This window comes from Stappia sp. WLB 29 (assembly GCF_023507705.1).
In the GTDB taxonomy this organism is placed as follows: Bacteria; Pseudomonadota; Alphaproteobacteria; order Rhizobiales; family Stappiaceae; genus Stappia.
The window spans coordinates 329,205-354,265 of sequence record NZ_JALBGD010000005.1 but is presented as its reverse complement, the minus strand read 5'-3'; the positions used below and the strand labels follow the sequence as shown (position 1 = coordinate 354,265).

At 64.4% G+C, this 25,061-nt stretch carries 22 protein-coding genes and 1 tRNA gene; 4 read left to right on the top strand and 19 right to left on the bottom strand.

Annotation, left to right across the window (positions count from 1 at the left end; genetic code table 11):
* Window positions 1–140: 140 nt before the first annotated feature.
* The 5 genes from MNI96_RS12670 to MNI96_RS12650 all read right to left on the bottom strand — a co-directional run bounded on the left by MNI96_RS12670 (window position 141) and on the right by MNI96_RS12650 (window position 6,254).
* On the bottom strand, window positions 141–2,393 hold the full coding sequence (locus tag MNI96_RS12670; protein ID WP_249693637.1) for a DEAD/DEAH box helicase: 2,253 nt from the start codon (window positions 2,391–2,393) through the stop codon (window positions 141–143).
* The gene (locus tag MNI96_RS12665; protein WP_249693635.1) at window positions 2,338–3,654 is read right to left on the bottom strand and encodes an ATP-binding protein; all 1,317 of its coding nucleotides are present in this window, start codon (window positions 3,652–3,654) and stop codon (window positions 2,338–2,340) included. The genes MNI96_RS12670 and MNI96_RS12665 overlap by 56 nt, the downstream gene beginning before the upstream one ends.
* A complete protein-coding gene (locus MNI96_RS12660) occupies window positions 3,651–4,040 on the bottom strand; it encodes a tellurite resistance TerB C-terminal domain-containing protein (RefSeq protein WP_349629167.1) in 390 nt (129 codons plus the stop codon). The genes MNI96_RS12665 and MNI96_RS12660 overlap by 4 nt, the downstream gene beginning before the upstream one ends.
* Window positions 4,041–5,900, bottom strand: coding sequence for a tellurite resistance TerB family protein (locus tag MNI96_RS12655; RefSeq protein ID WP_249693633.1), 1,860 nt, complete (start codon window positions 5,898–5,900; stop codon window positions 4,041–4,043).
* A gap of 279 nt (window positions 5,901–6,179) precedes the next feature.
* Window positions 6,180–6,254, bottom strand: a tRNA-Thr gene (locus MNI96_RS12650).
* 205 nt (window positions 6,255–6,459) lie between these two features.
* On the opposite strand from MNI96_RS12650, the gene MNI96_RS12645 reads away from it, so the two are divergent.
* Window positions 6,460–6,651 carry a hypothetical protein gene (locus MNI96_RS12645; RefSeq protein ID WP_249693632.1) on the top strand — a complete coding sequence of 64 codons (192 nt, stop codon included), beginning with the start codon at window positions 6,460–6,462 and terminating at the stop codon, window positions 6,649–6,651.
* 66 nt (window positions 6,652–6,717) lie between these two features.
* Here MNI96_RS12645 and MNI96_RS12640 read toward each other — a convergent pair whose 3' ends face one another.
* The 5 genes from MNI96_RS12640 to ccoG form a co-directional block, all read right to left on the bottom strand.
* Complete coding sequence (locus tag MNI96_RS12640; RefSeq protein WP_067221173.1) at window positions 6,718–7,242, bottom strand: response regulator; 525 nt, start codon at window positions 7,240–7,242, stop codon at window positions 6,718–6,720.
* 26 nt (window positions 7,243–7,268) lie between these two features.
* Entirely contained in the window at window positions 7,269–7,445 is a 177-nt protein-coding gene (gene ccoS / locus MNI96_RS12635; protein ID WP_249693631.1) for a cbb3-type cytochrome oxidase assembly protein CcoS, read from the bottom strand.
* Window positions 7,445–9,712 carry a heavy metal translocating P-type ATPase gene (locus MNI96_RS12630; protein WP_249693630.1) on the bottom strand — a complete coding sequence of 756 codons (2,268 nt, stop codon included), beginning with the start codon at window positions 9,710–9,712 and terminating at the stop codon, window positions 7,445–7,447. The genes ccoS and MNI96_RS12630 overlap by 1 nt, the downstream gene beginning before the upstream one ends.
* Before the next feature lie 30 nt (window positions 9,713–9,742).
* Window positions 9,743–10,264, bottom strand: coding sequence for a FixH family protein (locus MNI96_RS12625; protein ID WP_249693629.1), 522 nt, complete (start codon window positions 10,262–10,264; stop codon window positions 9,743–9,745).
* Between the two features lie 108 nt (window positions 10,265–10,372).
* Complete coding sequence (gene ccoG, locus MNI96_RS12620) at window positions 10,373–11,830, bottom strand: cytochrome c oxidase accessory protein CcoG (protein WP_249693628.1); 1,458 nt, start codon at window positions 11,828–11,830, stop codon at window positions 10,373–10,375.
* A gap of 395 nt (window positions 11,831–12,225) precedes the next feature.
* On the opposite strand from ccoG, the gene MNI96_RS12615 reads away from it, so the two are divergent.
* Together MNI96_RS12615 and qhpR are read left to right on the top strand one after the other, a co-directional pair.
* The gene (locus tag MNI96_RS12615) at window positions 12,226–14,220 is read left to right on the top strand and encodes a copper amine oxidase (protein ID WP_249693627.1); all 1,995 of its coding nucleotides are present in this window, start codon (window positions 12,226–12,228) and stop codon (window positions 14,218–14,220) included.
* A gap of 75 nt (window positions 14,221–14,295) precedes the next feature.
* Entirely contained in the window at window positions 14,296–15,321 is a 1,026-nt protein-coding gene (gene qhpR / locus MNI96_RS12610) for an AraC-like transcriptional regulator QhpR (protein WP_249693626.1), read from the top strand.
* A gap of 71 nt (window positions 15,322–15,392) precedes the next feature.
* Here the strand turns inward: qhpR and ccoP are convergent, their stop codons facing one another.
* From ccoP to MNI96_RS12585, 5 genes are all read right to left on the bottom strand, one after another.
* Window positions 15,393–16,271, bottom strand: coding sequence for a cytochrome-c oxidase, cbb3-type subunit III (gene ccoP, locus MNI96_RS12605; RefSeq protein WP_249693625.1), 879 nt, complete (start codon window positions 16,269–16,271; stop codon window positions 15,393–15,395).
* Between the two features lie 3 nt (window positions 16,272–16,274).
* On the bottom strand, window positions 16,275–16,430 hold the full coding sequence (locus MNI96_RS12600) for a cbb3-type cytochrome c oxidase subunit 3 (RefSeq protein ID WP_249693623.1): 156 nt from the start codon (window positions 16,428–16,430) through the stop codon (window positions 16,275–16,277).
* A gap of 10 nt (window positions 16,431–16,440) precedes the next feature.
* Entirely contained in the window at window positions 16,441–17,175 is a 735-nt protein-coding gene (ccoO, locus tag MNI96_RS12595) for a cytochrome-c oxidase, cbb3-type subunit II (protein ID WP_249693621.1), read from the bottom strand.
* A 12-nt stretch (window positions 17,176–17,187) separates the two neighbouring features.
* Window positions 17,188–18,840 (bottom strand): cytochrome-c oxidase, cbb3-type subunit I, encoded by a 1,653-nt coding sequence (ccoN, locus tag MNI96_RS12590; RefSeq protein WP_249693620.1) that lies wholly within the window; start codon window positions 18,838–18,840, stop codon window positions 17,188–17,190.
* Between the two features lie 239 nt (window positions 18,841–19,079).
* The gene (locus MNI96_RS12585; protein ID WP_249693618.1) at window positions 19,080–20,117 is read right to left on the bottom strand and encodes an AbrB family transcriptional regulator; all 1,038 of its coding nucleotides are present in this window, start codon (window positions 20,115–20,117) and stop codon (window positions 19,080–19,082) included.
* Window positions 20,118–20,290: 173 nt separating this feature from the next.
* On the opposite strand from MNI96_RS12585, the gene hemN reads away from it, so the two are divergent.
* A complete protein-coding gene (hemN, locus tag MNI96_RS12580; RefSeq protein WP_249693616.1) occupies window positions 20,291–21,640 on the top strand; it encodes an oxygen-independent coproporphyrinogen III oxidase in 1,350 nt (449 codons plus the stop codon).
* Window positions 21,641–21,782: 142 nt separating this feature from the next.
* Here hemN and MNI96_RS12575 read toward each other — a convergent pair whose 3' ends face one another.
* The 4 genes from MNI96_RS12575 to MNI96_RS12560 all read right to left on the bottom strand — a co-directional run bounded on the left by MNI96_RS12575 (window position 21,783) and on the right by MNI96_RS12560 (window position 24,931).
* A complete protein-coding gene (locus tag MNI96_RS12575) occupies window positions 21,783–22,481 on the bottom strand; it encodes a Crp/Fnr family transcriptional regulator (RefSeq protein ID WP_249693614.1) in 699 nt (232 codons plus the stop codon).
* A 223-nt stretch (window positions 22,482–22,704) separates the two neighbouring features.
* Window positions 22,705–23,043 carry a response regulator gene (locus MNI96_RS12570; RefSeq protein WP_249693612.1) on the bottom strand — a complete coding sequence of 113 codons (339 nt, stop codon included), beginning with the start codon at window positions 23,041–23,043 and terminating at the stop codon, window positions 22,705–22,707.
* A 131-nt stretch (window positions 23,044–23,174) separates the two neighbouring features.
* Window positions 23,175–23,792 carry a response regulator transcription factor gene (locus MNI96_RS12565; protein ID WP_249693610.1) on the bottom strand — a complete coding sequence of 206 codons (618 nt, stop codon included), beginning with the start codon at window positions 23,790–23,792 and terminating at the stop codon, window positions 23,175–23,177.
* On the bottom strand, window positions 23,789–24,931 hold the full coding sequence (locus MNI96_RS12560; protein ID WP_349629164.1) for a PAS domain-containing sensor histidine kinase: 1,143 nt from the start codon (window positions 24,929–24,931) through the stop codon (window positions 23,789–23,791). Before MNI96_RS12560 ends, MNI96_RS12565 begins: the two co-directional genes overlap by 4 nt.
* Between the last annotated feature and the right edge of the window lie 130 nt (window positions 24,932–25,061).

Below are 25,061 nucleotides of genomic sequence, written 5' to 3'. Positions count from 1 at the left end.
ACGTGTCCATCAATCTTTAGAAATCTGCCATAACCCGCTTCCGCTCAGGCGTACTCGATACGCTCCTACTGGATCGTCTTCACCTTCGACGTTGTTCGTATGATGGATGACACCGAAGCGGGAAGAATCTATCGCGCGACTTATTCAGCCAACAACCTCGCCATTTCGGGAAGTGACTGCACTGAAACGTCATTCTCTCTCGCCCAAAGGCGTCGCAACAATGAGATCGGGGCATAGGTGTCGTACTTCGCGACTTCGAAGCTCTCAACGAAATCTGCAAGAGCCTGAGACGTGACAGGCGGACTGGTTGCGATGTGCTTCAGAAGTGAGCGGGCCTCCTCCAGGCTGATGTCATCCAATGTGATGCCGACATCATGCGACCAAGCCTTTACTCCGGCACTCAGGAAAGCGAGGGCCAGTAGCGCATTCATCTTGCTCCCACACCAGGTGAGGACATGAACATCGTCACCTTCTGAGACGAGATGGCAGCCTTCAAGCCCCGATTCCCGGAATGCCTTTCGTGCCTCGACGAGCATCCGGCGCGCCTCAGCGTCGAGATACGCCGGAAGCGCATCATCCAGCAGAACGTTTCGCATCTCGGCGGCAAGGCGGTCATGCACAGGCTCGGCAGCCTGATCCGCAAAAAGCGGTACCTTGCCTTTCCGATGCTGCACGACCTGGAGCACTTTGCCGGGATCATCTACCGTCTCGACGCGCCAGCGGCGACCAGCAAACAGCAGGATCGAACCGGGGCCGACCTGATTGAACAGGGGAATCGTGCCCAGGAAGCGGTCTCCGGCCACGAGGCGCCATTCCTGGTCGGTCGGAAATATCGCGTAGAAGTCCCTCGACGTCGTCAACCGCTCGCCTTCAGGCCCCAGAAGGATGGTGCGATCCGGCGCCTGCTCCAGGAGCGCTGGGTCATGCGCGGCCATCGCGCGCAGCAGTTCCACGTAGTCACTGCGAGACAGAGCAGACAGCGGGCCGCCGCCACACACCGCCTCGTAGAGCGTTTCGGCATAGGCGCCGCCTTGCGCCGCGATGATCGAAAGCGTCTGGTGCAGTGCCACCGTCACCAGTGCCGGGTCGGCTTCAGGCGGCTCGACGAAACGCTCCACGAGGAGCCGGATCGAGGCCACCGCCTGTACGAGATCGAGCCGCAGCCGGTCGAGCAGACCGCTCTCAGGAAGGAGATAAGGTGCACGGCAATAGATGCGCAAGATCGCCGGCATTCCTCTGCGCCGGCCGCTGCGGCCGAGCCTTTGGCGAAGGGAGGCGAGCGACCGGGACGCCCCCACCTGGGCAACCGAGACGACAGAGCCGAGATCGATCCCAAGTTCCAGCGTGGTCGTGGCGACCGCAGTGGTGGGCAACTCGCCCTGTTTCAGCCGGGCTTCGACCTCGTGGCGCGCATGGCGAGAAAGGCTGCCGTGATGTGCGAAAAACTCGTTGGGAATGCCGTGTTGCTCGGACCGCCGCTGAAGCCGGTCAGTAACAGCCTCAACCATCTTGCGCGAACCACCGAACACGAGATTGTTGCTGCCGCGCAGCGACTCAAACATATGGCTGGCGATTTCATCCAAGGCACGCACCGGCGGTTCATCCGTCTCCACAATGTCGAAGAAATCGACGTCAGCCGGCTCTTCGTAGCCGCGTATCTGGAGCTTCAGCTCTGGAGAGTCCGACTTCGCCTCGATGATCTGGACGCCCTCGGCACACTGCCAATTCAGCCAGCGGGCGGCGATCGCAAGATCACCGATCGTGGCGGACAGGCCGACTCGGCGAGCGGACTTGGCCGAGAGCCTATCGATGCGACGCAGCAAGCTCGCGAGATGTAACCCGCGTGGCCCATGCAGGAAGGCATGCAATTCGTCGATGACGATAAACTCAAGGGAGCCGAAAAGACGTCGAGCGGCGTCGGGTTTGCGCACCAGCAGCGCCTCGATCGATTCGGGTGTGATCAGTGCAATGCCTGAAGGATCGCGCAGTACCTTCGCCTTGGCACCTGTTGGCGCATCCCCGTGCCAGCGCACAACGGGTATCTCAAGGCGCTCGCACAACGGCTCCAACCGACGAAACTGATCGTTGATGAGTGCCTTCAACGGGCCGACGTAGAGTGCCGAAAGGCCGCCGCCCTCGTGTTCCGCAATCCGGGTCAGGACCGGAAGAAAGGCAGCTTCCGTCTTACCTGCAGCCGTTGCTGCGGCGACCAGAGTATCGCCGGTTCCCTCCAGCACTGCACGGATCGTTTTGTCCTGTACGTCGCGCAGTTCCGACCAGTTCTGTTCCCAGATCCAGCGACGGATCTCTGGGTGCAGCAGGTCGAAAGCCATACCGTCAGAGGCGGAGTGAGGAGAGCTCGTCATCTGTCCCGGCGCCTGAATTGCCTTCATCGCCGTAGCCGTCGTCGGCATCTGACGCGAGTTCGATGTCGCCCAAAAGCGATCGCCAGTCCGTTCCCGGATTCTGGTCCAGAACGGCCAGCAACTGCACAAAAGCCTTTATGGTGGAGCGCGGCGTACGGAAATACGCCTCCCCGATGCGCTGGCTGCAATGGGTCATGAAGGCGGTCAGCGCCTCGTCCGGCACCAGGTGTCGCTCGGGATCTGCAAGTGCAAAGACATTGCGGACGTTGCCGAGCAGCACGAGCAATTCTTCCGGCGTCAGGCTCTGGAGGCGGATGACGGGACCGGTGAAATCGACCAAGCCGTCCCGGGCAAAGGCATTCTCGGCCAACCGCGACTGCAATGCCGGATAGCTGTAGAGGCCACGGCGCGTATCCATCAGGAATTCCGGCGTACCTCCGAACAGGAAGCCTAGGCCCGAAACGTTTCCCTGAAGCACGTCGTTGAGGATGGCAAGGATCTGCTCGAAATTCTGGTTTCGTGCCTGAGCGCTTTGCAGCTTGTAGAGATTGACCATTTCGTCGAAGACGACGAGCAACCCGGAATACCCCGCCTGACGCACAAAGGCTGCCAGAAGCTTGAGGCCATCATAAACGTCGGCATCGTCTATGATCGCGCGCACTCCGAGAGCCTGCCGCGCTTCGGTCCTGGTGGAGTATTCCCCGCGCAGCCAGCGCAATGCCGCCCCTTTCAGGATCTCGTCGTCGTTCTCGCTGCCGCGCCAATAGGCCTTGAGCACTGTCGCGAAATCATAGCCGCCAACTAGCTCCTGCATGTGCGCGAGGCGCTCGTCGATAACACGCTCAACCGCCGTGCCGTTTCTTTCACTTTCGCGCGCGCACTCTGTGACGAATTTCTCCACCACGCTCGCGAGTGCTCCGCCATCCTGCCTGGTGCGGGTCGCCATGTTGCGAACCGCTTCGGCATAGAGACCGCGAGCCTGTCCGCCAGTCGCGTGAAGTCGGCGATCCGGCGCGAGGTCGGCATGGACCGTCACCAGCTTGCGTTCCAACGCGACAAGACGAATGAGGTTGAGAAAGAAAGTTTTGCCGGCACCGTATTCGCCGATAATGAAACGCAAGGCGGCACCGCCGTCGGCAATACGGTCGATGTCGCGCACCAGCGCGGACACCTCTCCCGCACGTCCGACCTGAATATGCTGCAAGCCGGTGCGCGGCACGACGCCTGCAGCCAGCGCTTGAAGGATCGTGTCCCTGTCCTTGCCGCGGATGGGCTTTTGTGTATTCATGAGCGCGCCTCCCTGATCTCCCGATGCATTTCGCGCAGAAATGGCCGTAAATGCTCGGCCACTTCCAGCATATCTTCATCCTCTACAAGAGGCTCGTCGTATATTTCAAAGCCCCATTCGTTGATCGTCTCGATTGCGCCGTCTGGCAATACACGAAGCAGCTTCGCACGCTCCTCGAAAACCGCACGCTCGACCTGTCGTTCCTCGAGAAGAAACAGCAATAATTCGCCATGTTCGGTGTCGAGTCCGTCGAAAGGCCGGGGGCCGGATCGTGAGTGGGGGCGGGTAACGACCGTTGCGCTTTCCTCTTCGAGGAAGATCTCAGAAAGAAGACTGGAGACGGCGCTGGTCTCGCTTATGATCCGGGCCAGCCGGTTCTGGTCGATCTATAGCTGCGGCTTCGAGGCTGCCTGCGGGACAGGGATAGCGTGGCCGGGCTCAACAGTTTCCGCCATCACGGTGACCGGCCCGTCGGCCACGATGGCCCCGCTGTGCAGCGCGCTGTAAAGGTCGTCCTTCGGAAGCCCGAGCGCTTTCCAGAGCTTCTCGATGAAGACGACCTCCGAATGCGAGACATGCCCATCAGCCAGCACCACGGCAACAGCGGCCTGAGCGACACGTTGACGACCGTCATCGTCCAACTTCGCAAGTCGTTTCATCAGCATGCGGGCATTGGCAGGGCCGCTCAGCAGAGCACTGGCATAGGCCAAGAGGCGAACGCGCTCCACAGCCGCGAGTCCGGGCACCGCACCAATCGCCTGTTGCAGGGCGGCAAGCTCGCTTGGATCGACGACCCCGTCGGCCTGCGCCGCAAGTGCATTGATCTCCACGATTGTTCGCGCTGCCTGGAACTCCATGCGTTCGTGGTCGACCGTTGCCGCGTCGGGAGCGCGGAAGAAGACCACGGTGCCATCGCCCGGAGGGGGAACAGCACCGTAGCGACGATCAGGTTCATAGCCGATATCGAGCCGGTCGAGCGCAGCACCGAGCTTGGTGAAAAGCGAGGCTGAAACTTTGCCCTCCGTCGGTGCTTCCAAGCCGATCCTTTTGCAAAGTTCGCCGAGCGCAATCTTGCCTGTTGGCCGGCCGGCAGACGCTTGCGAAATTCTTCTCGACAGCGCCTGCAGCGGATTCTCGTCGCCGCATGTCAACAACGCCTTCGGAAGAAGAACCGCAGCCTCAGTGCTGTCCGCGTCCTCCGGCCGCTTGCCGATGAAGCGACTGTAGCTTTCCAACTCGTTGGTGCACTGCTCTGCGATGGCAGCAAGTCCCTTCAACGGGCTGCTCAGGGATGCAATGTCGGGGATGTTATCCGCCCCTGTGAGTTCCGCGCTGAACGTGCCGCTCGCGGCGCGATAGCTGATATTTCCGAGCCTGCGTTTGGGAGTTCGTACTTTGAGCCCACTTGGATGGCGAGCGTCAAAGTGGATTTTCCAAAGCATGCGGAACAAAGAGAAACACCGCGTGGCAGGGGTTCGCAGGCGTGTTTCTGGCGAGGACGTCAACCAGAGCAGACAATCCTCCGCATCGAGCGGATCGCCTTCGGCAAGTCGGGCGCCGAGATACAAACGGGCGGAAACAGAAAAGTCGAAACCGTAGCCGGTACGCGCCTCGATTGCAGGTCTTGTGCTTGAAGTGGTGGCGACCAGCCCTGCAAATTCGAGGAACTGCGTCGCGTAGTTTCTGAACGATCCATTCCCGCCGTAAATCGATAGGAGACGGCCGACCTCTTCAATAACCTTTTCTTTATCTCTCGCCGCTTCATCTATGAAGAACCGCCGCTCCAGGCCATAAAAATAGAGAAACACATACCCAATGTAAGTGTCTGAGTTGTCTCTCCCCGAAGAGAGCCAGACGAGATAGGACCGACGCGCATTCGGATGCAGTTCGCTGTAGGACGGCCAGTACGACATGGTCTGGCCGGGCAGGTCGTTTCCGGAGTCGACGACGAGGCCGGGATTGACCAGACAGTTTTCCGGGCGCCGCGTGGCTCTGGAGGGCAAAGAGCCTCCGAGATAGAAGTTGCCGTCCGAAATCTCGATCCCGGCGATCTCGACCCTCTCACCGGGAGCCACCCAGCGCGCTGGCTCGCTATGCTTGCGCCATCCCTGGTCGCCGGAAAGATGCTGCGCCCGGATACCTGAAGAACGATCCGGCGACGCAGGCATTACCGTTTTGCCGGCCTGTGACCGCCTGAAAAGGAAGAACATGAGAAATGCGCCGCCCAAGAATATGATGAGTTCCAAGCCTCTTCCTCCAAGAGCTTGGTTGAAATACGTTGCATAGTGTCATGAAGTTGCAACCGATGGAAAGGCCAACAACGTGGTTGACATCAGCCCGTCTGAATTGTGCCCTGGCACCAGGGCGTCGCGCAATTCAGCCGGGACGCTCACTTTCGCGTAGACTCGACTGTGCGAGACCTGATCCTGCCTGCCATGACATGCTCGTTTGTATGCGTCTTTGTAGGCGCAGCATGTATGCAAGCGGCTGACAAGCAGGAGAAATAACGATTTCGGGGAGGAGAATGGTGCTGCCGGAGAGATTTGAACTCTCGACCTCTCCCTTACCAAGGGAGTGCTCTACCCCTGAGCTACGGCAGCGATGAGCGCGGGTGTATGCGCAAATTCCGGCATGGTCAAGAGGGGTTCACGGCTTTTGGCACCGCAATCCACGCCCCATCCGTCCGTCCAGCGCAAAGCCTGCCGAACACCCCGCTGCATCGCCGCCCGGCCTTGCCAGAAGGCCGGCTTTTCCGGCATATCGTCAAGGCTCAGGACACTCGAACGAACGATGCGAGACGCTCGCGTGACAGACCGCACCCGACAGACAACCGACAAGGCGAAGGCCGACGGCGGCGGAAAGCCCATAGGCCGCAAGCCGGGCGGCCGGGACGAAGCTCGCGAAGCCCGTCTCGCCGCAGCGCTGCGCGCCAATCTTCGCCGGCGCAAGGCGGCCGGGCAGCGGGATACGGACGGCTCCCGGCAGGACGAGACGTAGATAACGACCTGTTCTCGCCGCCGATGCCTTTGCAGGTCTGTCGACAATCGCTGCAGGCAAAGACGTTTAGGCCGCCTGCCCGTCCTCGCCGTTTTCCATACCCTGCCAGATCTTCTGCCGGTTGCGGATCTCCCGGGGAGCGGGACCGAAATAGCTCGGCGTCTTCACGAAATCCCGCGGCTGCATGATGACGCTGTTGACGCGCTGGTAGAGCGCCTTGGCCGAGATCGGCTTGGACAGCAACTCGTGCACGCCGAGCCGCCGCGCCTCGATGATGCGGCTGCGCTCGGTATGGCCCGTGACCATGATGATCGGGATATAGGCAAAGGGATTGTGCGGGTTGCGGATCATGCGCACCATGTCGGCGCCGTCGAGGATCGGCATCACCCAATCGAGAATCAGGATGTCCGGATTGGCGCGCTCCATGGCCTCCAGGCCGGACGCGCCATCTTCCGCCTCGACGATCCGCCGCGCGCCGAATCCCTGCAGCATGGTGCGCAGGATCGTGCGCATGTAAGCGCTGTCTTCGACGAGAAGAAAGGTCAGGGATGCCAGATCAAGCGACACGTTCAACCTCCGATGCCAGACCATATGGCACGGGAAATCTGAAATAACGGTTAGCCCCGCTCGTCGTTTTTACCGTCTCCCTCCGGCAGGTCGTCGTCTTGCAGGATCCGGTACTTGGCCCCCTCCAGATCCTCGTACTGGCCGGACTTGAGCGACCACAGGAAGCCAGCAAGGCCGAGAAGGCCGAGCACCAGGGCGGCGGGAATGAGATAGATCAGCACGTCCATCAGGCGGCCTTCCCTTCAAGACCCGCGGAAGACGCCTCGGCAGCCGGTGTCACCGCTGGAACCGCAGAGGCGTCCGGCTGGCGCGACAGGCGCAGCCGCAGGGCGTTCAGCGTCACCACCAGCGAGGAGGAGGACATGGCGAGCGCGGCCCAGAGCGGCGTGACGAAGCCGGCCACCGCGAAGGGCACGGCGACGAAATTGTAGAGCACGGAGAACCGCAGGTTCTGCACCATCGCCCGGTGTGCCCGCCGGGCATGCGTGAGCGCATCGGCAACCGGCGCCAGCTTGTCTCCGAGGAACACGGCATCGGCCGCGGCCTGTGCCACATGCACCGCCGTCACCGGCGAGATCGAGACATGGGCGGCGGCAAGCGCCGGAGCATCGTTGAGCCCGTCGCCGGCCATCAGCACCTTGCGCCCTTCGCCGGCAAGCTGTTCCAGACGGGCGATCTTGGCGGTGGGGGTGAGTTCGCCGGCCCAGTCGTCGATGCCGAGTTCACGCGCCACTTCTTCCACCGGGGCCGAGCGGTCGCCGGACAGGATCGCCATCCGGTAACCCTCGCGGCGCAGGCGCGCCACGGTCTCCTCCGCGTCCGGGCGGAGCCGCTGACCGACGGCGAAGGGCACCGCTGGGGCATCCCCGTCACGGAAGGCGATCAGCGAGCTGCCCGGATGTCGGCGGACGAACTCTGCCACCGTGGCCTCGTCCATGCCGCAGAACCGGGCGCTGCCGAGCCGGAGCTCCCGCCCCTCGAACGTGGCCCCAATCCCCTCGCCCGGCGTTTCGCGGACGTTCTCCAGCGGGATCGCGGTACCTGAAGCCCGCGCCAGCGCGCCGGCAAGCGGATGGCGGCTCGCCAGGGCCAGGCGGCCGGCCAGTTGCAACACCTTCGGGTCGATGTCGCCCGCACCCGAGACGGCCGGCAGCGGCAACGTCAGCGTGCCGGTCTTGTCGAAGACGATGGTGTCGGCCTCGGCCAGGCGCTCGATGGCATCGCCCGCATGCAGCAGCACGCCGGCGCGGAACAGGAGCCCGGACGTGACCACCTGTACCGCGGGAACCGCAAGGCCGAGCGCGCAGGGACAGGTGATGATCAGCACGGAAATCGCGATGACCAGGGCATGCTGCCAATCGCCGCCGACCAGATACCAGCCGACGAAGGTGAGGAGCGCGGCCAGATGCACGACCGGCGAATAGAGGCGCGCCACCCGGTCGGCGAGCTGCACATAGCGCGAGCGAGCCTGCGCGGCGGTTTCCAGCAGGCGCGTCACCTCATCGAGCAGGGTCGCGCCGGAGGCGACCGTCACCTTCACGGAAAGGCTGGCGGAGGCGTTGGTGGTGCCGGCATAGACCGCATCGCCCGGCCCGACGGAGGCCAGCGCCGTCTCGCCGGTCACCAGGCTCTGGTCGATCTCGGACTGGCCGCTAATGATGCGCCCATCCAGCGGTACCCGTTCGCCGGCACGCACATGGATCAGCGCGCCCGGCTCGACCCGCGACAGAGGCACCTCGCGCAACGAGCCGTCGGGCCGTTGCAGAACCGCCGTTTCGGCCTTGAGCGCGGCGATGTTCTCGGCGAAGGCGCGGGTGCGACGGCGCATCGTATGATCGAGATAGCGGCCGATCAGCAGGAAGAACAGGAGCATCACGGCGGATTCGAAGTAGGCGTGATGGGCGGACTGGACGGTCTGCATGACCGACAGGAACAGCGCCAGACTGACGCCGATGACGATCGGCACGTCCATGTTGAGCCGGCGCGCGGCAAGCGCTGCAAAGGCCGAGCGCAGGAACGGCCGGCCGGCATAGACGGCCGCGGGCAGCGCGATCAGCGCCGAGACCCAATGAAAGAAGTCGCGCGTTTCCGGTTCGATGCCGCTGGCATTGCCCGACCAGACCGAGACCGACAGCAACATGATGTTCATCATGGCAAAGCCGGAGACGGCCAGCGCGCGCAGCAACTCGCGCCCAGCCGCATCCGAGCGCTCGCGCACATCCGCCGGGTCGAAGGGATGGGCCCGGTAGCCGAGCCGCGACAGGACGTCGATGATCCGCTCGGCGTCCGTCTCCTCCTGCCGCCAGTCGACGGCAAGCCGGTGGCTGGTCAGGTTGAGGCGGGCCTTCTCGACGCCGGGCACGAGCGCGAGGCCATGCTCGATCTCGGCCATGCAGGCGGCACAGGTCACCCCTTCGACGGCGAGGTCCATATGGGCCTTGCCGTCGTCCTTCAGCGTGACGAATGCGTCCCAGTCGCGCTCATGCACGGTCATCTCGCCTGCCCTTGCCGGCCTACCCGCCGCCTATTCGGAAAAGAAGACCCGGTTCTGCGACCGGAAGGTCTCGCCCTTAGTGCCCGAACTGGCGTCGAGCTGCAGGATCCACCGGCCAGGCGCGACGTCCTCGGCCTGCGCCGCATAGCGGCCGAGCTCGCCTTCGTGCAGCACCAGCTTGCGGGCCGGCTCCGGGCTTGCCGGGCGCTGCAGCGTCGCCTCGACCGACAGGCCGGTCAGCGGGTTGCCGGCAGCATCGAGCGCGGAAACCTCGATCCGGGCGATGCCGTCATCGTCGCGCGTGACATTACCGCTGACGTTCCAGTTCAGCTCGCCTTGCGCGCGGGAAGCCGCGATCTCGCCATTATAGGCCTGTCCTGCCTCGTAGGCGCGGTCGGTCACAACGCCGGGGAAGGAGGACAGGGCGAAATAGACGAAGAAGATGTTGGCGACGAGCATCACCAAGAAGAAGCTGCCGAGCCAGATCAGCACTGTCCACCCGGTCACCTTGCGCTCGGTGGGGCGGGTCGTTGCGGCGTGGGAAGCGGTCATGTCGTGCCTCTGATCCAATGCAGTTTCCATGCGGGCGATCCTACCGGAACGAGGAGGCCTGCGACAGCCGCAGACCTCCGGTCGGGATTAGTACGTGCCGTCCGCGGCTTAGGGCGCCTTGAAGAAGTCGCTCGCCGTCGCCGTGTCGCCGCTTGCCGTATCGCGCAGGCGGAAGGTGATCGGCGTCGACTTGTCGAGTTGCGCAGCCGCCGGCGAGAAGACCAGCACGCGGAGTTCGCGCGTGGTGTCGACCCCGACGGTGACGAGCGGAGCGCCGTCCACATGTTCGCTGATGCCGACCGCCTCGATGCGGGTGCCTTCGGGCATGCCTTCCACCGTCAGGGCGAACTCGCGTGCCGTCAGCCGTTTGTTGAGCATCCGGATGGTGTAGCCGTTGCGCACGCCGCCGTCGGACAACTCGACATAGATCGGGTTGCGGTCGTGCAGGACGCTCATACCCTCGTGCTGACGCGTGACCAGCGCATAGGCCATGATCGCCCCGACCAGCACGATGATCCCGGCATAGATGATGGTCCGCGGACGGACCATCCGCACGACGGTCTCGCGCCCTTCCATCCGGCGCTTGATGTTCTCGTCGGTGTCGTAGGCGATCAGTCCGTGCGGCTTGCCGACCTTGTCCATAACCGTGTCGCAGGCGTCGATGCACAGCCCGCACTGGATACAGCCGAGTTGCGTCCCGTTGCGGATGTCGACGCCGGTCGGGCAGGCGTGGACGCACTGATAACAGTCGATGCAGTCGCCGGCGGGCAGCCCCTCGTCCACGCGCTTGCGGTTTTGCTTGAGCGAGCCGCGCGGCTCGCCGCGGTCGTAGCGATAGGTGACGTTGAGCGCGTCCTCGTCGGTGAGCGCGGCCTGGATACGCGGCCAGGGGCAAAGAAAGATGCAGACCTGCTCGCGCATGTGGCCGGCAAGCGCGTAGGTGGTGAAGGTGAGAATGCCGATCCACAGATAGGCGGAGAACGGCGCCTCGCCGGTAGCCAGCGACTTCACCAGGGTCGGCGCATCGGCGAAATAGAGCACCCAGGCGCCGCCCGTCCACCAGGCGATCATCAGCCACAGAGTATGCTTGGAGAGCTTCTGCAGAACCTTGGCGACGCTCCAGGGCTCGGCGTCGAGCAGCATGCGCTCGCGCCGGTCGCCCTCGATCTGGCGCTCGACCCACAGGAACAGGTCGGTCCACACGGTCTGCGGGCACAGATAGCCGCACCAGATGCGGCCGGCGACGGCGTTCATCAGGAACAGAGCCATCGCGGCAAGGATCAGCAGGCCGGTGAGGTAGTAGACCTCCTGCGGCCAGATCTCGATGAAGAAGAAATAGGCGCGCCGGCCGGCAAGGTCGATGAGAACGGCCTGGTCCGGCGCGTCGGGACCGCGATCCCAGCGCACGAAGGGCAGGAAATAGTATATGCCGAGCGTGGCGAAGAGCACGGCCCACTTGATCTTCCGGAAGGTGCCGTGCACCGCCATGGGGTAGATCTTCTTGGCCGAGGCAAACCATTCGTCCGGCTGGCCACCGGCGCCGGAGGGGTCCGATTCTGCGCGCATTGTTCCGTCCATATCGCTGGGCTCCGCTGTCCCGTGCCGGGATGCCCTGGGGAGCGGCGGTTCGCCCGATCAGGGCGACACTAGCGCCGGTCGCACGCGGCAGGATTGCGACACGTCAACTCCGCGACAATCCGCCGCCGATTTCCGGCCCCGCCGTCCGCCCTTTCCGGTCCTTTGCATATGATTAGCGTTGCCGGCCCCTGTCCGCCTTGATCGGCATCAAGGCGGACAGGGGCCGGCGGCATCGGAGATCCGCGACAATCCTGCTCCTCTGGCCACAATTGCACAACTGCTCCTTCTCCCGCGGCCTATCGTGGCGCGAGGGCGGTCACGACCGGACGCCAGATCCGGCGCCGCCTGTCCAGACGGGAAGTCTTTCAGGAGGGGCATATTCCATGCCGCATATTCATCGCTTCGCAGCCGCCTGCATGGCTGCGGGACTGCTCGCGTCCACAGCCCTGCCGGCCGCGGGCCATCCGCTCGACGCCTTGACCGAGGCGGAAATCACCGAGGCAGTGGCGCTGCTGACCCAGGCCGGCCATGCCGGAGACGGCACGCTCTATCCTTATATCTCGCTGAAAGAACCGGAAAAATCCGTGGTTCTCGGCTGGCGTGAGGGCAACCCGGAGCCGCGCGCCGTCGAGGTGCATTTCAAGACGACCGAGGGCACCTATGTCGCAGAGGTGGACCTTGCGGGCGACCGTGTGGTCTCGGTCGAACCCGCGCCAGCCGAGACCATGCTCCTCGTCGCCGAGTTCATGACCGCCATGGAGCTTGCGACCTCCAGTCCACAGTTCATCGAGGGTCTGGCCAAGCGCGGGCTCACGTCCGAGCAGGTGTTCTGCCTGCCGCTGACCGCCGGTCGCTTCGGCCTGCCGGAAGAAGACGGGCGGCGGCTGATGAAGGTGCCGTGCTACGTGCTGCCGGAGGGCTCCAACTTCTACGCCAAGCCCGTGGAAGGGCTCTATGCGGTGGTCGACCTCAATGCCGGGTCGGTGGTCGAGGTGTTCGACACCGGCGTGCGGCCCGTGCCGGAGGACGGCTGGGGCTACACGGAAGCCGAAGTGGAGGCGCGCACCGGCACGCTGCGCCCGCGCGGCAATCCGGTCACCCTGTCGCAGCCGGGCGGCACCAACGTCACCATCGAGAACGGCCTGATCTCCTGGGACATCTGGCGGTTCCGCGCGCGGGTCGACAAACGTCCCGGCGTCGTTCTGTCCAACATCGAGGCACGCGACGGCGAGCGCTGGCGCTCCGTGCTCTACCAGGCGCATCTGTCCGAGGTCTTCGTGCCGTACATGGATCCGGACGAGGGCTGGTACTGGCGCACCTATATGGACAGCGGCGAGTACGGCTTCGGCATATTCCTCTCCCCGCTCAGGGCCGGTGTCGACTGCCCGGCCCACGCCACCTTCCTGCCGGCGGTGGTGCATACCGACGAGGGCGCGCCGCTCTCCATTCCCGATGCGATCTGCATCTTCGAGCGCAATATCGGCGACCCGGCCTGGCGGCACTTCGAGATTTTCGCGCAGAGCGAAACAGAGCAGGTGCCGGCGGAAGGACGCCCCGCGACCCAGTTGGTGGTGCGCTCGGCCTCCGAGGTCGGCAACTACGACTACCTCGTCGACTACGTCTTCCATCAGGACGGCCGGCTCGACGTGATGGTCGGCTCCACCGGCCTCGACGCGGTCAAGGGAGCGGTCATCAAGTCGATGCGCGACGAAGGAGCGGCGGAGGAAACCCGCCACGGCACCTTGATCGCACCGAACCTGATCGCGCCCAACCACGACCACTACTTCAACTTCCGCCTCGACTTCGACATCGACGGCCAGGCCAACAGCTTCATGCGCACGGGGCTGGTGCCGGGCAAGGTGGAGGACGGGGCGCCGCGCCGCTCGTTCTGGGTGACCGAGACGAAGATGGCGATGAGCGAACTCGGCGGGCGCTACAAGATCAACCCGGACACGCCGGCCATGTATCATGTGATGAACATGGGCGCGGAAGGACCGCTCGGCCATCATCCGGGCTACATGATCGTGCCGGGCAACAGCGTCGCCTATTCGCCGTTCGACTATTCCGGCGACATGCCGATGAAGCGCAACGCCTATGTGGAATACACGCTGTGGAACACGCCTTACAGCGCAAACGAGCGCTATGCGGGCGGGCGCTTCGCCTTCCAGAGCGACGGCTCGGACACGCTGGCGGCCTGGACGCAGCAGGACCGGCCCATCGGCAACACCGACATCGTCACCTGGTACACGATGGGCTTCCACCACGTGCCGCACACGGAAGACTGGCCGGTGATGTCGACCATGTGGAAGGGCTTCACGCTGCGACCCTTCAATTTCTTCCCCTACAATCCGGCGCTCACCATCCGCTTGCCGGAGTGATGCAAACGGCCGCGCGCCGCGATTGACAGTCCCGGATCCGCCGCCCACCATCGGGCGACGGATCCGGAGCCGGCCATGCATGCCTCGCAACGTCCCTTGAGCCCCGCCTCGCCTGCTTGCCGGGTGACCATCTCCGCTGCAGCGCTGCCGCTGATCAGCGACGTGCTCGCCGGCGCCGGGCTCGACGCGCCCCGCGCCTTTGCCGAGACCGGACTCAGCGTCACGCTCGCCCCTTCGCACACGATCCCGCTCGACCGTTTCACGACCCTGCTGGAAAACGCTGGACGCCAGGCCGGCACCCAGGCCTGCCTGTGGACCTGCGGCCGGCAGATCGTGGCGCCCGCACTGGCGACGCTGTTTCCCTCAGGTCTCGGGGAGACGCGGCTCGGCGGTCTCCTTGCCCGGCTGCTCGCCGACCTGCAGGCCCTGCAGGAGGGCACGACCTTCGAGCGGCAGGTCGAGGGCGACACCTGCACCCTTGCCTATCGCATCCACGATCCGCGCATCTGGCCGCGCTCGCGCGATGCCGAATTCACGCTCGGCTTCCTGCATGCGGTGATCGAAAGGTTCGCCGGCACCGTGCCGATGGTGGAACTGGCTCTGGAACACGAGCAGGACGGCTGCCGCGCGGCGCTGGCCCGGCAGGCCGGCTGCGTGCCGCTCTACGGCCAGAGGCTCAACATGCTGGCCTTCCCGGCCCGCCTGCTCGACCTTGCCATCAAGACCGATGCCGCTCCCTCCGTCAGGCCAACGCCCGATCACCTGCAGCAGGTACACCGGGGCGGAGATCCCCGGCAGCGCATCGGCGAGGCGATCCGCCGGCGCGTCGGACAGGGCCCGTTCTCGCAAACCGACATTGCAGCAGATCTCGGCATGTCGGGGCGCAGCCTGCGCCGTCTGCTGGATACAGACGGGCCGAGCTTTCGGGCGATGACCGACGATGCGCGGCTCGACTACGCGATGTGGGCCTTGCTGCGCACGCGGCTGCCGATCGGGGAAATCGCCTGGCGGCTCGGCTACGATGATCAGGGGGCATTTTCCCGCGCTTTCCGGCGGCTGGCGGGCCGCTCTCCGTCGCAGTTGCGCCGGCAACAGGCCTAACGTTTCGTGTCGCCTGAAACAAAAAGGCGCCCCAGAGGGGCGCCTTCGAAAGGTTTGCTGTCGTCAGCGGATCATTCGCCGCCGCCAAGCGCATGGACATAGACCGCAAGCGACTTCACCGTCGCCGGATCGAGGCGCGGGGCCCAGGCCGGCATGACGCCGTTGCGGGCATTGGTGACCTGCGCCCGGATCGCATCGATCGACTTGCCATAGAGGTAGCTGTTGGCGGTCAGGTCAGGCGCACCGACCTCCTTCATCCCCTTCAGGTCGTCGCCGTGGCAGGCAGCGCAGTTCTCGGCATAGACCTGCTCGCCGGCGGCAAGGTCGATGCCCGCTTCCGGCTCGATGCCCGCACGGCTGCCGACGAAGTTCGCCACCTGGATGATCTGCTCCTTGTCGAGCATGCCGTCGGCGCCGAAGGACGGCATTTCGCCGAAGCGCGCCTCGTCGTGGCCGGAGCGGATGCCGTATTGCAGCGTCTGGTGGATCTCCTCGAGAGAGCCGCCCCAGATCCAGTTGTCGTCCTGCAGGTTCGGATAACCGGTCGCGCCCAGCGCGCCGGTGCCGTGGCAGGCAGCGCAGTTGTCGCCGAAGGCCGCCCGGCCGTTGGCCATGGCGAACTCCAGCAGCGACTGGGTGGACTCGATCTCCTCCAGCGAGGCATTGACCAAGGTCTCGCCGATCTGCGCCCGCTCCGCCATGCCGGCCTCGAACGCGGCCAGAGCATTGGCGCGCTGGCTGTCGCCGAGAACGCCGGCCGTGTAGCTGGAGACCAGCGGCCAGGACGGATAGACCACCCAGTAGCCGATCGCCCACACGATTGTGGCGTAGAAGATGTAGAGCCACCACTTCGGCAGCGGATTGTTCAGTTCCTTCAGGCCGTCCCACTCGTGTCCGGTCGTCTCGACGCCGGAGATGTGGTCGACCTCTTTCTTGTACCCGTCAGCCATGTCTCAATCCTCCCGCAAGGGGATCTGTGCCGCGTCGTCGAAGCGCTTGGCGTTTCTCGGCCACAGCGCATAGGCGACCACGCCTGCGAAAAGCACCACGAAGTAGACCAGTCCCCATGTCTGGGCGAAGCTGGCGACGGTCTCGTAACTCTCGTTCATCACCGCCTCCTCAGCGCAGGTTGGCCTTGTTGTCGTAGATCGAGAAGTCGACCAGCGTGCCGAGCATCTGGAGATAGGCGACCAGCGCGTCCATCTCCGTCACCTTGCTCGGATTGCCGTCGAAATCGCGGACGATCGCGTTCGGATAGCGCTCCAGGAACCCATCCACGGCGGCGCTGTCGGGCGAGGCCTGCGCGAGCATGTCGCTGGCGGCCTCCGAGACCTGAGCCTCGTCATAGGGAACACCGACGGCCACGTTGGCCTTCAGGTGGTCCGCGATGCCGCGGGTCTCGACCTTCGCCTCGAGCAGGAACGGGTAGCCGGGCATGATCGATTCCGGCACCACCGAACGCGGATCGGCAAGGTGATCGCGGTGCCACTCGTCGGAATACTTGCCGCCGACGCGGGCAAGGTCCGGACCCGTGCGCTTGGACCCCCACTGGAAGGGGTGGTCGTACATGCTCTCGGCCGCAAGGCTGAAGTGGCCGTACCGCTCCAGTTCGTCGCGCATCGGGCGAACCATCTGCGAATGGCAGAGATAGCATCCCTCGCGGATGTAGATGTTGCGGCCCGCCAGCTCGAGCGGGGTGTAGGGACGCATGCCCTCCACCTTCTCGATGGTGCTCTTCAGGTAGAACAGAGGGGCGATCTCGACGAGCCCGCCGATGGAGACCACGATCAGGATGCCGATGACGAGAACCAGGGAGTGCTTCTCGAAGATTTCGTGTTTTTTCCAAATGGACATCTTGCTCTCCCCTTACTCGGCCGGAGCCATGGCGCCGGCGGGAAGGGCTTCGGCTTCTTCAGCCTCGCCGTGCCGCACGGTCATCCAGAGGTTGTAGGCCATGATCAGCGAGCCTGCGACGAACAGGGCACCGCCAAGGGCGCGGATGACGTAGAAGGGATGCATCGCTTCGACGGTCTCGATGAACGAGTACTCGAGGAAGCCCATGGCATCGTAGGCGCGCCACATCAGGCCCTGCATGATGCCCGAGACCCACATCGCGCAGATGTAGAGCACGATGCCGATGGTCGAGATCCAGAAGTGCCAGTTCACCAGCTTCAGCGAATAGACCTCCTTCTTGTTCCACAGCCAGGGGATCAGGCAATAGAGGGCGCCGAAGGAGATGTAGCCGACCCAGCCGAGCGCACCCGAGTGGACGTGACCGATGGTCCAGTCCGTGTAGTGCGACAGCGAGTTGACGGAGCGCAGGCTCATCAACGGGCCTTCGAAGGTCGACATGCCGTAGAAGGCGATGGAGACGACCATCATGCGCAGCACCGGGTCGGTCCGCAGCTTGTCCCAGGCACCCGACAGGGTCATCAGGCCGTTGATCATGCCGCCCCAGGAGGGCATCCACAGGATGATCGAGAAGGTGGCGCCCAGCGTCGAGGCCCACTGCGGCAGAGCCGTATAGTGGAGGTGGTGGGGGCCGGCCCAGATGTACAGGAAGATCAGCGCCCAGAAGTGCACGATCGACAGGCGGTAGGAGTAGACCGGCCGCTCGGCGCGCTTGGGCACGAAATAGTACATGATGGCCAGGAAGCCGGCGGTCAGGAAGAAGCCGACCGCGTTATGGCCGTACCACCACTGCACCATCGCGTCCTGGACGCCCGCCCACAGGATGTAGGACTTCGTTCCGAACACCGACACCGGCACCGTCAGGTTGTTGATGATGTGCAGCATCGCGATGGTGATGATGAAGGCGAGGTAGAACCAGTTCGCCACATAGATGTGCGGCTCCTTGCGCTTCCACAGCGTGCCGAGGAAGACGAGCAGGTAAGCCACCCAGACGATGGTCAGCCACAGGTCGGCATACCACTCCGGCTCGGCATATTCCTTCGACTGCGTCGCGCCCAGCAGGTAGCCCGTGCCGGCGATGACGATGAAGAGGTTGTAGCCCAGGATCACGAACCAGGGAGCGATCGAGCCCGGCATGCGCGCGCGGCTGGTGCGCTGGACCACGTAGAAGGACGTGGCGATCAGCACGTTGCCGCCGAAGGCGAAGATCACGGCCGAGGTGTGCAGCGGGCGCAGCCGGCCGAAACTCGTCCAGGGCAGGTCGAAGTTCAGCACCGGATAGGCAAGCTGGAGGGCGATGATCAGGCCGACGGTGAAGCCGGCGACACCCCAGAACACGGCCGCCCAGGCGCCGAACTTGATCGGACCGAGGTTGTAGTTCGGCTTGCCGCCGATTTCCTGCGGCGCCGGGACACGGTCCTCGAAATAGTTCCGGAAGATGATGAAGGCGCCGGCAGCCGCGGCGAGCGAGCCGATAGCGGTGTGGAAGGCCATGACCTGATCATACGTCTTTCCGGCGATGATCAGGCAGGCAAAGGCGATCACGACGAGGAACGCGGCGAAGAAGCCTTCCTCCATCGTAATGTACTTGGCTTGAGCTTGAGCCATTGGTGGGCGCCCCGAGTCTCTTGGTGATCCAAACCCCGCAGGGTCAAGGCGCAGGTATGGCCGATCGGCCGATTGCTGCCTTGATCCAGGTCAAGACAGCTTGCGGTAAAGCGCAGTCAGGAACATCCGCAAAAGCACGGCTGCGACGATTTGTTTTTGGATTCTCAGCAGAAAAAACGAGCCGAAACCCGGGGCCGCCTCGCCGTTTCCCGCAAGTCAGTCAGCGTCGACTGGCCGGGTCACACGACCCGTTGGGGCGGACCCAGGATGCGGCGGGTGGCGAAGGGAAGCAGCAGCACCATTCCGAAATAGCGGGCCAGTTGGTGGGCCGCTACGAAGGCCGGGTCGAGATCGAGCAGGTAGGCGAGCAGCGTCATCGCCTCCAACCCGCCCGGCGCGTAGGCCAGCAGCAGCTGTCCCAGGGGGAGGCCCAGAAGGCTGGAGGCGAACAACGAAATCGCCACGGCGATGCTCATGCCAACGGCAAAGGCCCCGAGACTGACCAGAAGCAGCCGCAGCAGGTCGCGCAGCGAGATGCTGGTGAACCGGCAGCCGATGATGCAGCCGAGCCCGACGAGCGCAGGGATCGTCAGCCATTCGGGCAGATGCACCGCGACGATGCCGCTGGCGTTGAGCGCGGCACTGACAAAGAACGGCCCCGTGAGCCAGCCGGCGGGAACACCGGCGCGCTGGAACAGGTAGCCGGAGACCAGTGCAGCCATGGCGACAAGGGCCAACGGCAGGAGTTCCACGGGAAGGGCGGGAACCCCGGCTGCAACATCCGGCTCGCTGCCGACGATGATCGGCGGCAGCAGGGACACCAGGATGAACACCCGCAGCGTCTGCGCCACCGCGACCCGCATCGTATCGGCGCGCGGATAGGAGAGCGACAGGATCATCACGTAGGACAAGGCGCCGGGTATCGCCGCGAAATAGGCGGTGTCGCGGTCCCAGCCGGCGACCTTGCGCTGGAACAGGAAGGTGGCGCCGAGCACGGCCGCGACCGAGACCAGGACCAGCAGCATCGTCACCGGCCATTCGCCGATCCGCTCGACCGTTTCCGGCGTCACGCCGGCACCCATGGTCAAGCCGAGCACGACGAACAGCATGTCGCGCAAACGGTCGGGAATCGCACAGCGCACGCCGGACAGGACCGCGATGGCGGTTGCGACCATCGCTCCGGCCAGCCAGGCCGCGGGCAAGCCGGCGAACTGGAACGCGCCGCCGCCGAGGGCGTCGATCGCCAGCGTCAAAAGAGCTTGCCTGAGTGAGAGCATGAAAATCCGCCGGAGCCCCCAAGGGGCCGGAAAGAGGTGGGCCGCCAAGGCAATAGACCAAGAAAAGCAGGCACCTGCCATGCATTTTGTGCGCAGCTGCCATGCAGCGCGAGATTTCTCGAAGGTTGAGCAGGATCAAGGTCCGCTCTGCGCGAAGCAGGCATGGTCGCCTCATGACCGATCTCGACCAACGCTATGCGACACGCTCCGTGCCGCGCTACACCAGCTACCCGACCGCGCCGCACTTCCATGCCGGCGTCACCGGGGCGACCTATGGCAGTTGGCTGGCGGGACTGCCTGCCGACATGCCGCTCTCCCTCTACCTGCACGTCCCCTATTGCCGGGTGATCTGCAACTATTGCGGCTGCCACACCAAGGCAGCGCGCCGCGACGAGCCGCTGCTCGACTACACGGACGCGCTGCTTGCGGAGATCGACCTGGTCGCTGCACGGCTGCCGGGACGCATGCAGACTGTCCATGTGCACTGGGGCGGCGGCACGCCGAGCCTTCTGCCGCGGCCGCAGTTTCTGTCCGTGGTCGAGCGGCTGCACCGGCATTTCGCCTTTGCCGAACCACATGAACACGCCATCGAGCTGGACCCGCGCACGGTGACGCCGGAGCTTGCCGACACGTTGCGCGAAGCCGGGATCACCCGGGTGAGCCTTGGCGTGCAGGACTTCGACCCTGTCGTGCAGAAGGCGATCGGCCGGATCCAGCCATTCGAGCAGGTGGCGCAGGCGGTGGAGCGGCTGCGTGCCGTAGGCATCGACGCGCTCAATTTCGATCTGATGTACGGCCTGCCTTTCCAGACGCTGGAGACGGTCACCGAGACGATCCGCCTGACGCGGGAGCTGACGCCCGGGCGCATCGCCCTGTTCGGCTATGCCCATGTGCCCTGGATGAAGAAGCACCAGCGGCTGATCGACGAAAGCCGGCTGCCCGATGCGGCGGGGCGCATCGCAATGGCGGACCATGCCCGGGAGACGCTGCTGGATGCCGGATACCGAGCCATCGGCCTCGACCATTTCGCCATGCCGGACGACGACATGGCGGTGGCGCTCGATGCCGGACGGCTACGCCGCAACTTCCAGGGCTACACGACCGACACGGCTGACACGCTGATCGGGTTCGGAGCGTCCTCCATCGGCAAGCTGCCGCAGGGCTATGTGCAAAACATGCCCGACACGGGCGGCTGGAGCCGCGCCATCGCCGACGGGTCGCTGCCGGTCGCCCGCGGTATCGCGCTCGATGCGGACGACCGGGCGCGAGCGGCAATCATCGAACAGTTGATGACCGAGCATGCCGCCGATATCGGCGAAATCGCCGCCGCGCACGCTCTGCCGCTGGCGCATTTTTCCGCCAGCATCGCGGACCTTGCAGAGATGATCGCCGACGGGCTCGTGATCGTTGAGGGCAGCCGGATCGAGGTCACCCCGCGCGGAGCGCCCTATGCGCGTATCGCAGCGGCAGCCTTCGACATCTACCTGCAGCGCGGCCTCGCCCGTCATTCCGTGGCGGTGTGAGCCACTGCCCTTTCCGGCAAAAAAGAGCCCCGGGTCGAAAACCCGGGGCTGAAAGATCCGAAGCCCATTGGCAGGACCGGCGGACGCGAGCCGGCAGGAGCCGCCGACCCTCAGGTGTGTGCAGTTCTCACTCGCGTGCGGTTCAATGAATGCCCGTCAGCTGGCACAGGCCGCACACACGCGTCACATGAATACGGTCCTGACGCTCGAGGCGGATCACGCCGCGCCGCTTCAGTTCGGAAATCACCCGGCTGACGGTCTCGATGGTCAGGCCGAGATAGTCCGCGATCTCCTGGCGCGTCATGTTGAGCACCAGGTCATGCGGGTCGCAGGCTTCGGAAACGGGCCCTGCGCATCCTTCGCCGCCGCGATTGGGCACCATGCGCATGAAATAGCTGGCGACACGCTCCATCGCCGACTTGCGGCCAAGCAGCATGGCGTGCTCGTGCAGGCCTTCCATCTGGGCCATCAGGCACTTGGCCACGTGGCTCTGCAGCACGGCCGAAGCGTCGACCTCGCGCCGCTCGTGGACCGCGAGGCGCACCGGGGTCAGGGTTTCGGCGGAAACGTCGTAGCGCGGGCCGCCGGCGGTGCCGAAGATCATGCCGCGGGTCAGGATCTCCACCACCTGGCGGCGCCCGTCGGGCAGCAGCTTGTAGAGCATGACGATGCCGTCCTGCAGCTCGTAGATCCGCTCGGCCGCGTCGCCCTCGTAGAAAACCACGTGATGCTGGCCATGGCGCTGGGTACGCGCCTGCGGGGTGTCGGCAATCTCGCGCACGCTGCGCGCCGCAACCACTCCATGCCCCATCGTTTCGGAAGTCCGTTCCAGGTAGGCCATCGCCCCCTCCTCCTGCCAGCTCGGCATTGGCGGATGCAATTCGGCACGCGGGTTCGAAAGCCCGGCGAGCCGGAGCCGCGTCCCGTCCGACACGACTCTCCGTCAACGTGGGAAAGTCTAGAAGCGAAGCCGGAGAGGCGAAATTCGGTGGTCTTCGTACGACCTATTACCTAGCGTGGCAAAACAACGCATCCGAACGGGCAAAAAAAGCCGCCCGTGAACTTTACAGAAGCGCGATGAGAGCTTCTTCGGTAAGCGGCTTACGCAAAAGTACAGGTGGCAAATCGTCACCGAAAAGCTCTGTTATGGCTCGGCGCGATTGGCCCGTGATGGCGATGACACGCGGCGGCGTCGAGAGACGGGCGACCCAGCGGATCAGCTGCACCCCGCTCACCCCCGGCAGGCCGAGGTCAACAATCACAGTATCCTGAGGGCCCGGAGGCACATGCTCGAAGAAGCTCTCGGCGTCGGGATACACCTCGACCTGATGCCCGATTTCCCCGAGCAGCAACGCCAACGAATCGCCCACTCCCGGATCGTCCTCGACGATATGGATAGTCACCGTCTCATTCCCGCCGCCCTGGCAGCCTTTGAACACGACCCTGATCGGGTCGCAGACCGGCGACTATAGACCCTCGAGGCGGGGGCGAAACTCCGGCGGAATACGGAAGCGCCGTCCGCCGGAGCTTGCAGTCATTCGTGCGACAGGACGATGCGCACCAGGTCGGCGGCGTTGCGCGCGCCGAGCTTTTCCATGATGCGGGCGCGATGCACCTCGATGGTCCGCGGGCTGATGCCAAGGGTTCGTCCGGCCTCCTTGTTGGAGGCACCGGCAGTGATCTCCTCGAGCACTTCCCGCTCGCGCGGGGTCAGCGTCTCGCTGCCCGGAAAACTGCGGACCGGAGGCGTGGTGCTCTCGACCTGCTTGCGCTCGGTCGCCTCGATGGCCTCGCGCACCCGCGTGACCACCGTCTCGGCATCGAAGGGTTTTTCGATGAAGTCGTGGGCGCCCTGCTTGATCGCCTCCACGGCCATCGGAATATCGCCCTGACCCGAAATGACGAAGACCGGGGCGGCGAACCGATCCGCATGCAGACGGCGCAGAATCTCGATACCGGACTGGCCCGGCATGTGCACATCGAGAATGACGCAACCCGGCGTGTTGTCCGGGCGCGCGGCCCGCTCCAGAAACGCTTCTCCGGTCTCGAACGAGGCGACATCGTAGCCTTCCAGTTCGAAAACAACGGTCAGGGCATCACGAATTGCCGGATCGTCATCGACGATGTGGATCATATGCGCAGTCGCGCTCATGCCGTCGGTCCTTTTCTGCCAGGGGGCGCAGCCACCTGATCGCCACGCTCGGGCGTGTCGACCGGCAGGCGCAGCACGAAGGCAGCTCCCCCTTCCCCACCGTTGGGTTCGACGGCGAGATCGCCGCCATGATTCTGTGCGATAGAACGGGAGATCGTCAGGCCGAGGCCAAGACCGCCCTTCTTCGCGCCGGAAAATGCTCTGAACAACGTCGGTACGACTTCCGGCGGCACTCCGCCACCTGAATCGCTGACACGGATCAGCATATCGCCGCCGCTCACCGCAGCCGACAGTCCGACACGCTTTACCGGAGCCTGACGCACCGCGTCGAGCGCATTGCGGATCAGATTGATCAGGATCTGCTGGATCTGCACAGGATCGACGGCAATGTCCGGCAAACCGTCGAGGACGTCGTTGGCGATTTCGATATCGCGGCAGTCCGTGCCCATCGTCACGAGGTCGAGACACTCGCCGACAAGACGCGCAACATTGACCGAACGACGCTCGGGGTCGCGCTTTTCCACGAAACGCCGCATCCGCTGGATGATCTGGCTGGCACGCTCGGCCTCGCGCACGCCCTTGTCGACGATCTCGACCAGCTTCTCGTCGCGATGGTCGTCACCGACCTTGCGCTTGGCCGCCTGCAGATAAAGCATAATGGCCGTCAGTGGCTGGTTCAGCTCGTGCGCAATGGCCGCGCCCATTTCGTCCAGCGCGCTGATGCGGGTGACGCTGACGAGCTGCGCCTGCGCCTCCGCCAGACGCCTCTCGACCGCTTTGCGCTGGCGCAGGTCGCGGATGATGCCGATGAACTGGCGCCCCTCCGGCGTCGCCGCCTCGCCGACCGACAGCTCGATCGGGAATTCGGTGCCGTCGCGATGCATGCCGCGCACCTCGCGGCCGATGCCGATGATGCGCTTCTCGCCGGTTTCCAGATAGTTGTTCAGATAGCCGTCATGCGCGTGGGCATACTCGGCCGGCATCAGCACCTTGACGTTCCGCCCCCGGACCTCCTCGGTCGTGTAGCCGAACAGGGTCTCGCAGGCCTTGTTGAAAAGCAGGATGCGCGCCTTGTCGTCCATCACGACGATCCCGTCGACCGCAGTGCCGAGCACGCTCTCGAGGCGCGCTTCCGACACGCTGGGCAACGCTGAAACGCTGCGAGTTTGCTTTTCGCGCATTCTAAGCCCGATACGATGCGAGGTCCGCCCCGGACGCCGAGAAACGATCGAAAAATTATCGCTTCCAATCTACTAAGCAAAAATCCGT

Bases quoted from the DNA above. Each gene is read 5' to 3' on its own strand.
- hemN (WP_249693616.1), top strand. From the start codon at position 20,291: ATGACCGATCTCGACCAACGCTATGCGACACGCTCCGTGCCGCGCTAC.
- ccoP (WP_249693625.1), bottom strand. From the start codon at position 16,271: ATGGCTGACGGGTACAAGAAAGAGGTCGACCACATCTCCGGCGTCGAG.
- MNI96_RS12565 (WP_249693610.1), bottom strand. From the start codon at position 23,792: ATGAGCGCGACTGCGCATATGATCCACATCGTCGATGACGATCCGGCA.
- MNI96_RS12625 (WP_249693629.1), bottom strand. From the start codon at position 10,264: ATGACCGCTTCCCACGCCGCAACGACCCGCCCCACCGAGCGCAAGGTG.
- MNI96_RS12630 (WP_249693630.1), bottom strand. From the start codon at position 9,712: ATGACCGTGCATGAGCGCGACTGGGACGCATTCGTCACGCTGAAGGAC.
- MNI96_RS12665 (WP_249693635.1), bottom strand. From the start codon at position 3,654: ATGAATACACAAAAGCCCATCCGCGGCAAGGACAGGGACACGATCCTT.
- qhpR (WP_249693626.1), top strand. From the start codon at position 14,296: ATGCATGCCTCGCAACGTCCCTTGAGCCCCGCCTCGCCTGCTTGCCGG.
- ccoG (WP_249693628.1), bottom strand. From the start codon at position 11,830: ATGCGCGCAGAATCGGACCCCTCCGGCGCCGGTGGCCAGCCGGACGAA.
- ccoN (WP_249693620.1), bottom strand. From the start codon at position 18,840: ATGGCTCAAGCTCAAGCCAAGTACATTACGATGGAGGAAGGCTTCTTC.
- MNI96_RS12615 (WP_249693627.1), top strand. From the start codon at position 12,226: ATGCCGCATATTCATCGCTTCGCAGCCGCCTGCATGGCTGCGGGACTG.
- MNI96_RS12585 (WP_249693618.1), bottom strand. From the start codon at position 20,117: ATGCTCTCACTCAGGCAAGCTCTTTTGACGCTGGCGATCGACGCCCTC.
- MNI96_RS12600 (WP_249693623.1), bottom strand. From the start codon at position 16,430: ATGAACGAGAGTTACGAGACCGTCGCCAGCTTCGCCCAGACATGGGGA.
- ccoS (WP_249693631.1), bottom strand. From the start codon at position 7,445: ATGGACGTGCTGATCTATCTCATTCCCGCCGCCCTGGTGCTCGGCCTT.
- MNI96_RS12670 (WP_249693637.1), bottom strand. From the start codon at position 2,393: ATGAAGGCAATTCAGGCGCCGGGACAGATGACGAGCTCTCCTCACTCC.
- ccoO (WP_249693621.1), bottom strand. From the start codon at position 17,175: ATGTCCATTTGGAAAAAACACGAAATCTTCGAGAAGCACTCCCTGGTT.
- MNI96_RS12575 (WP_249693614.1), bottom strand. From the start codon at position 22,481: ATGGCCTACCTGGAACGGACTTCCGAAACGATGGGGCATGGAGTGGTT.
- MNI96_RS12640 (WP_067221173.1), bottom strand. From the start codon at position 7,242: ATGGTCTGGCATCGGAGGTTGAACGTGTCGCTTGATCTGGCATCCCTG.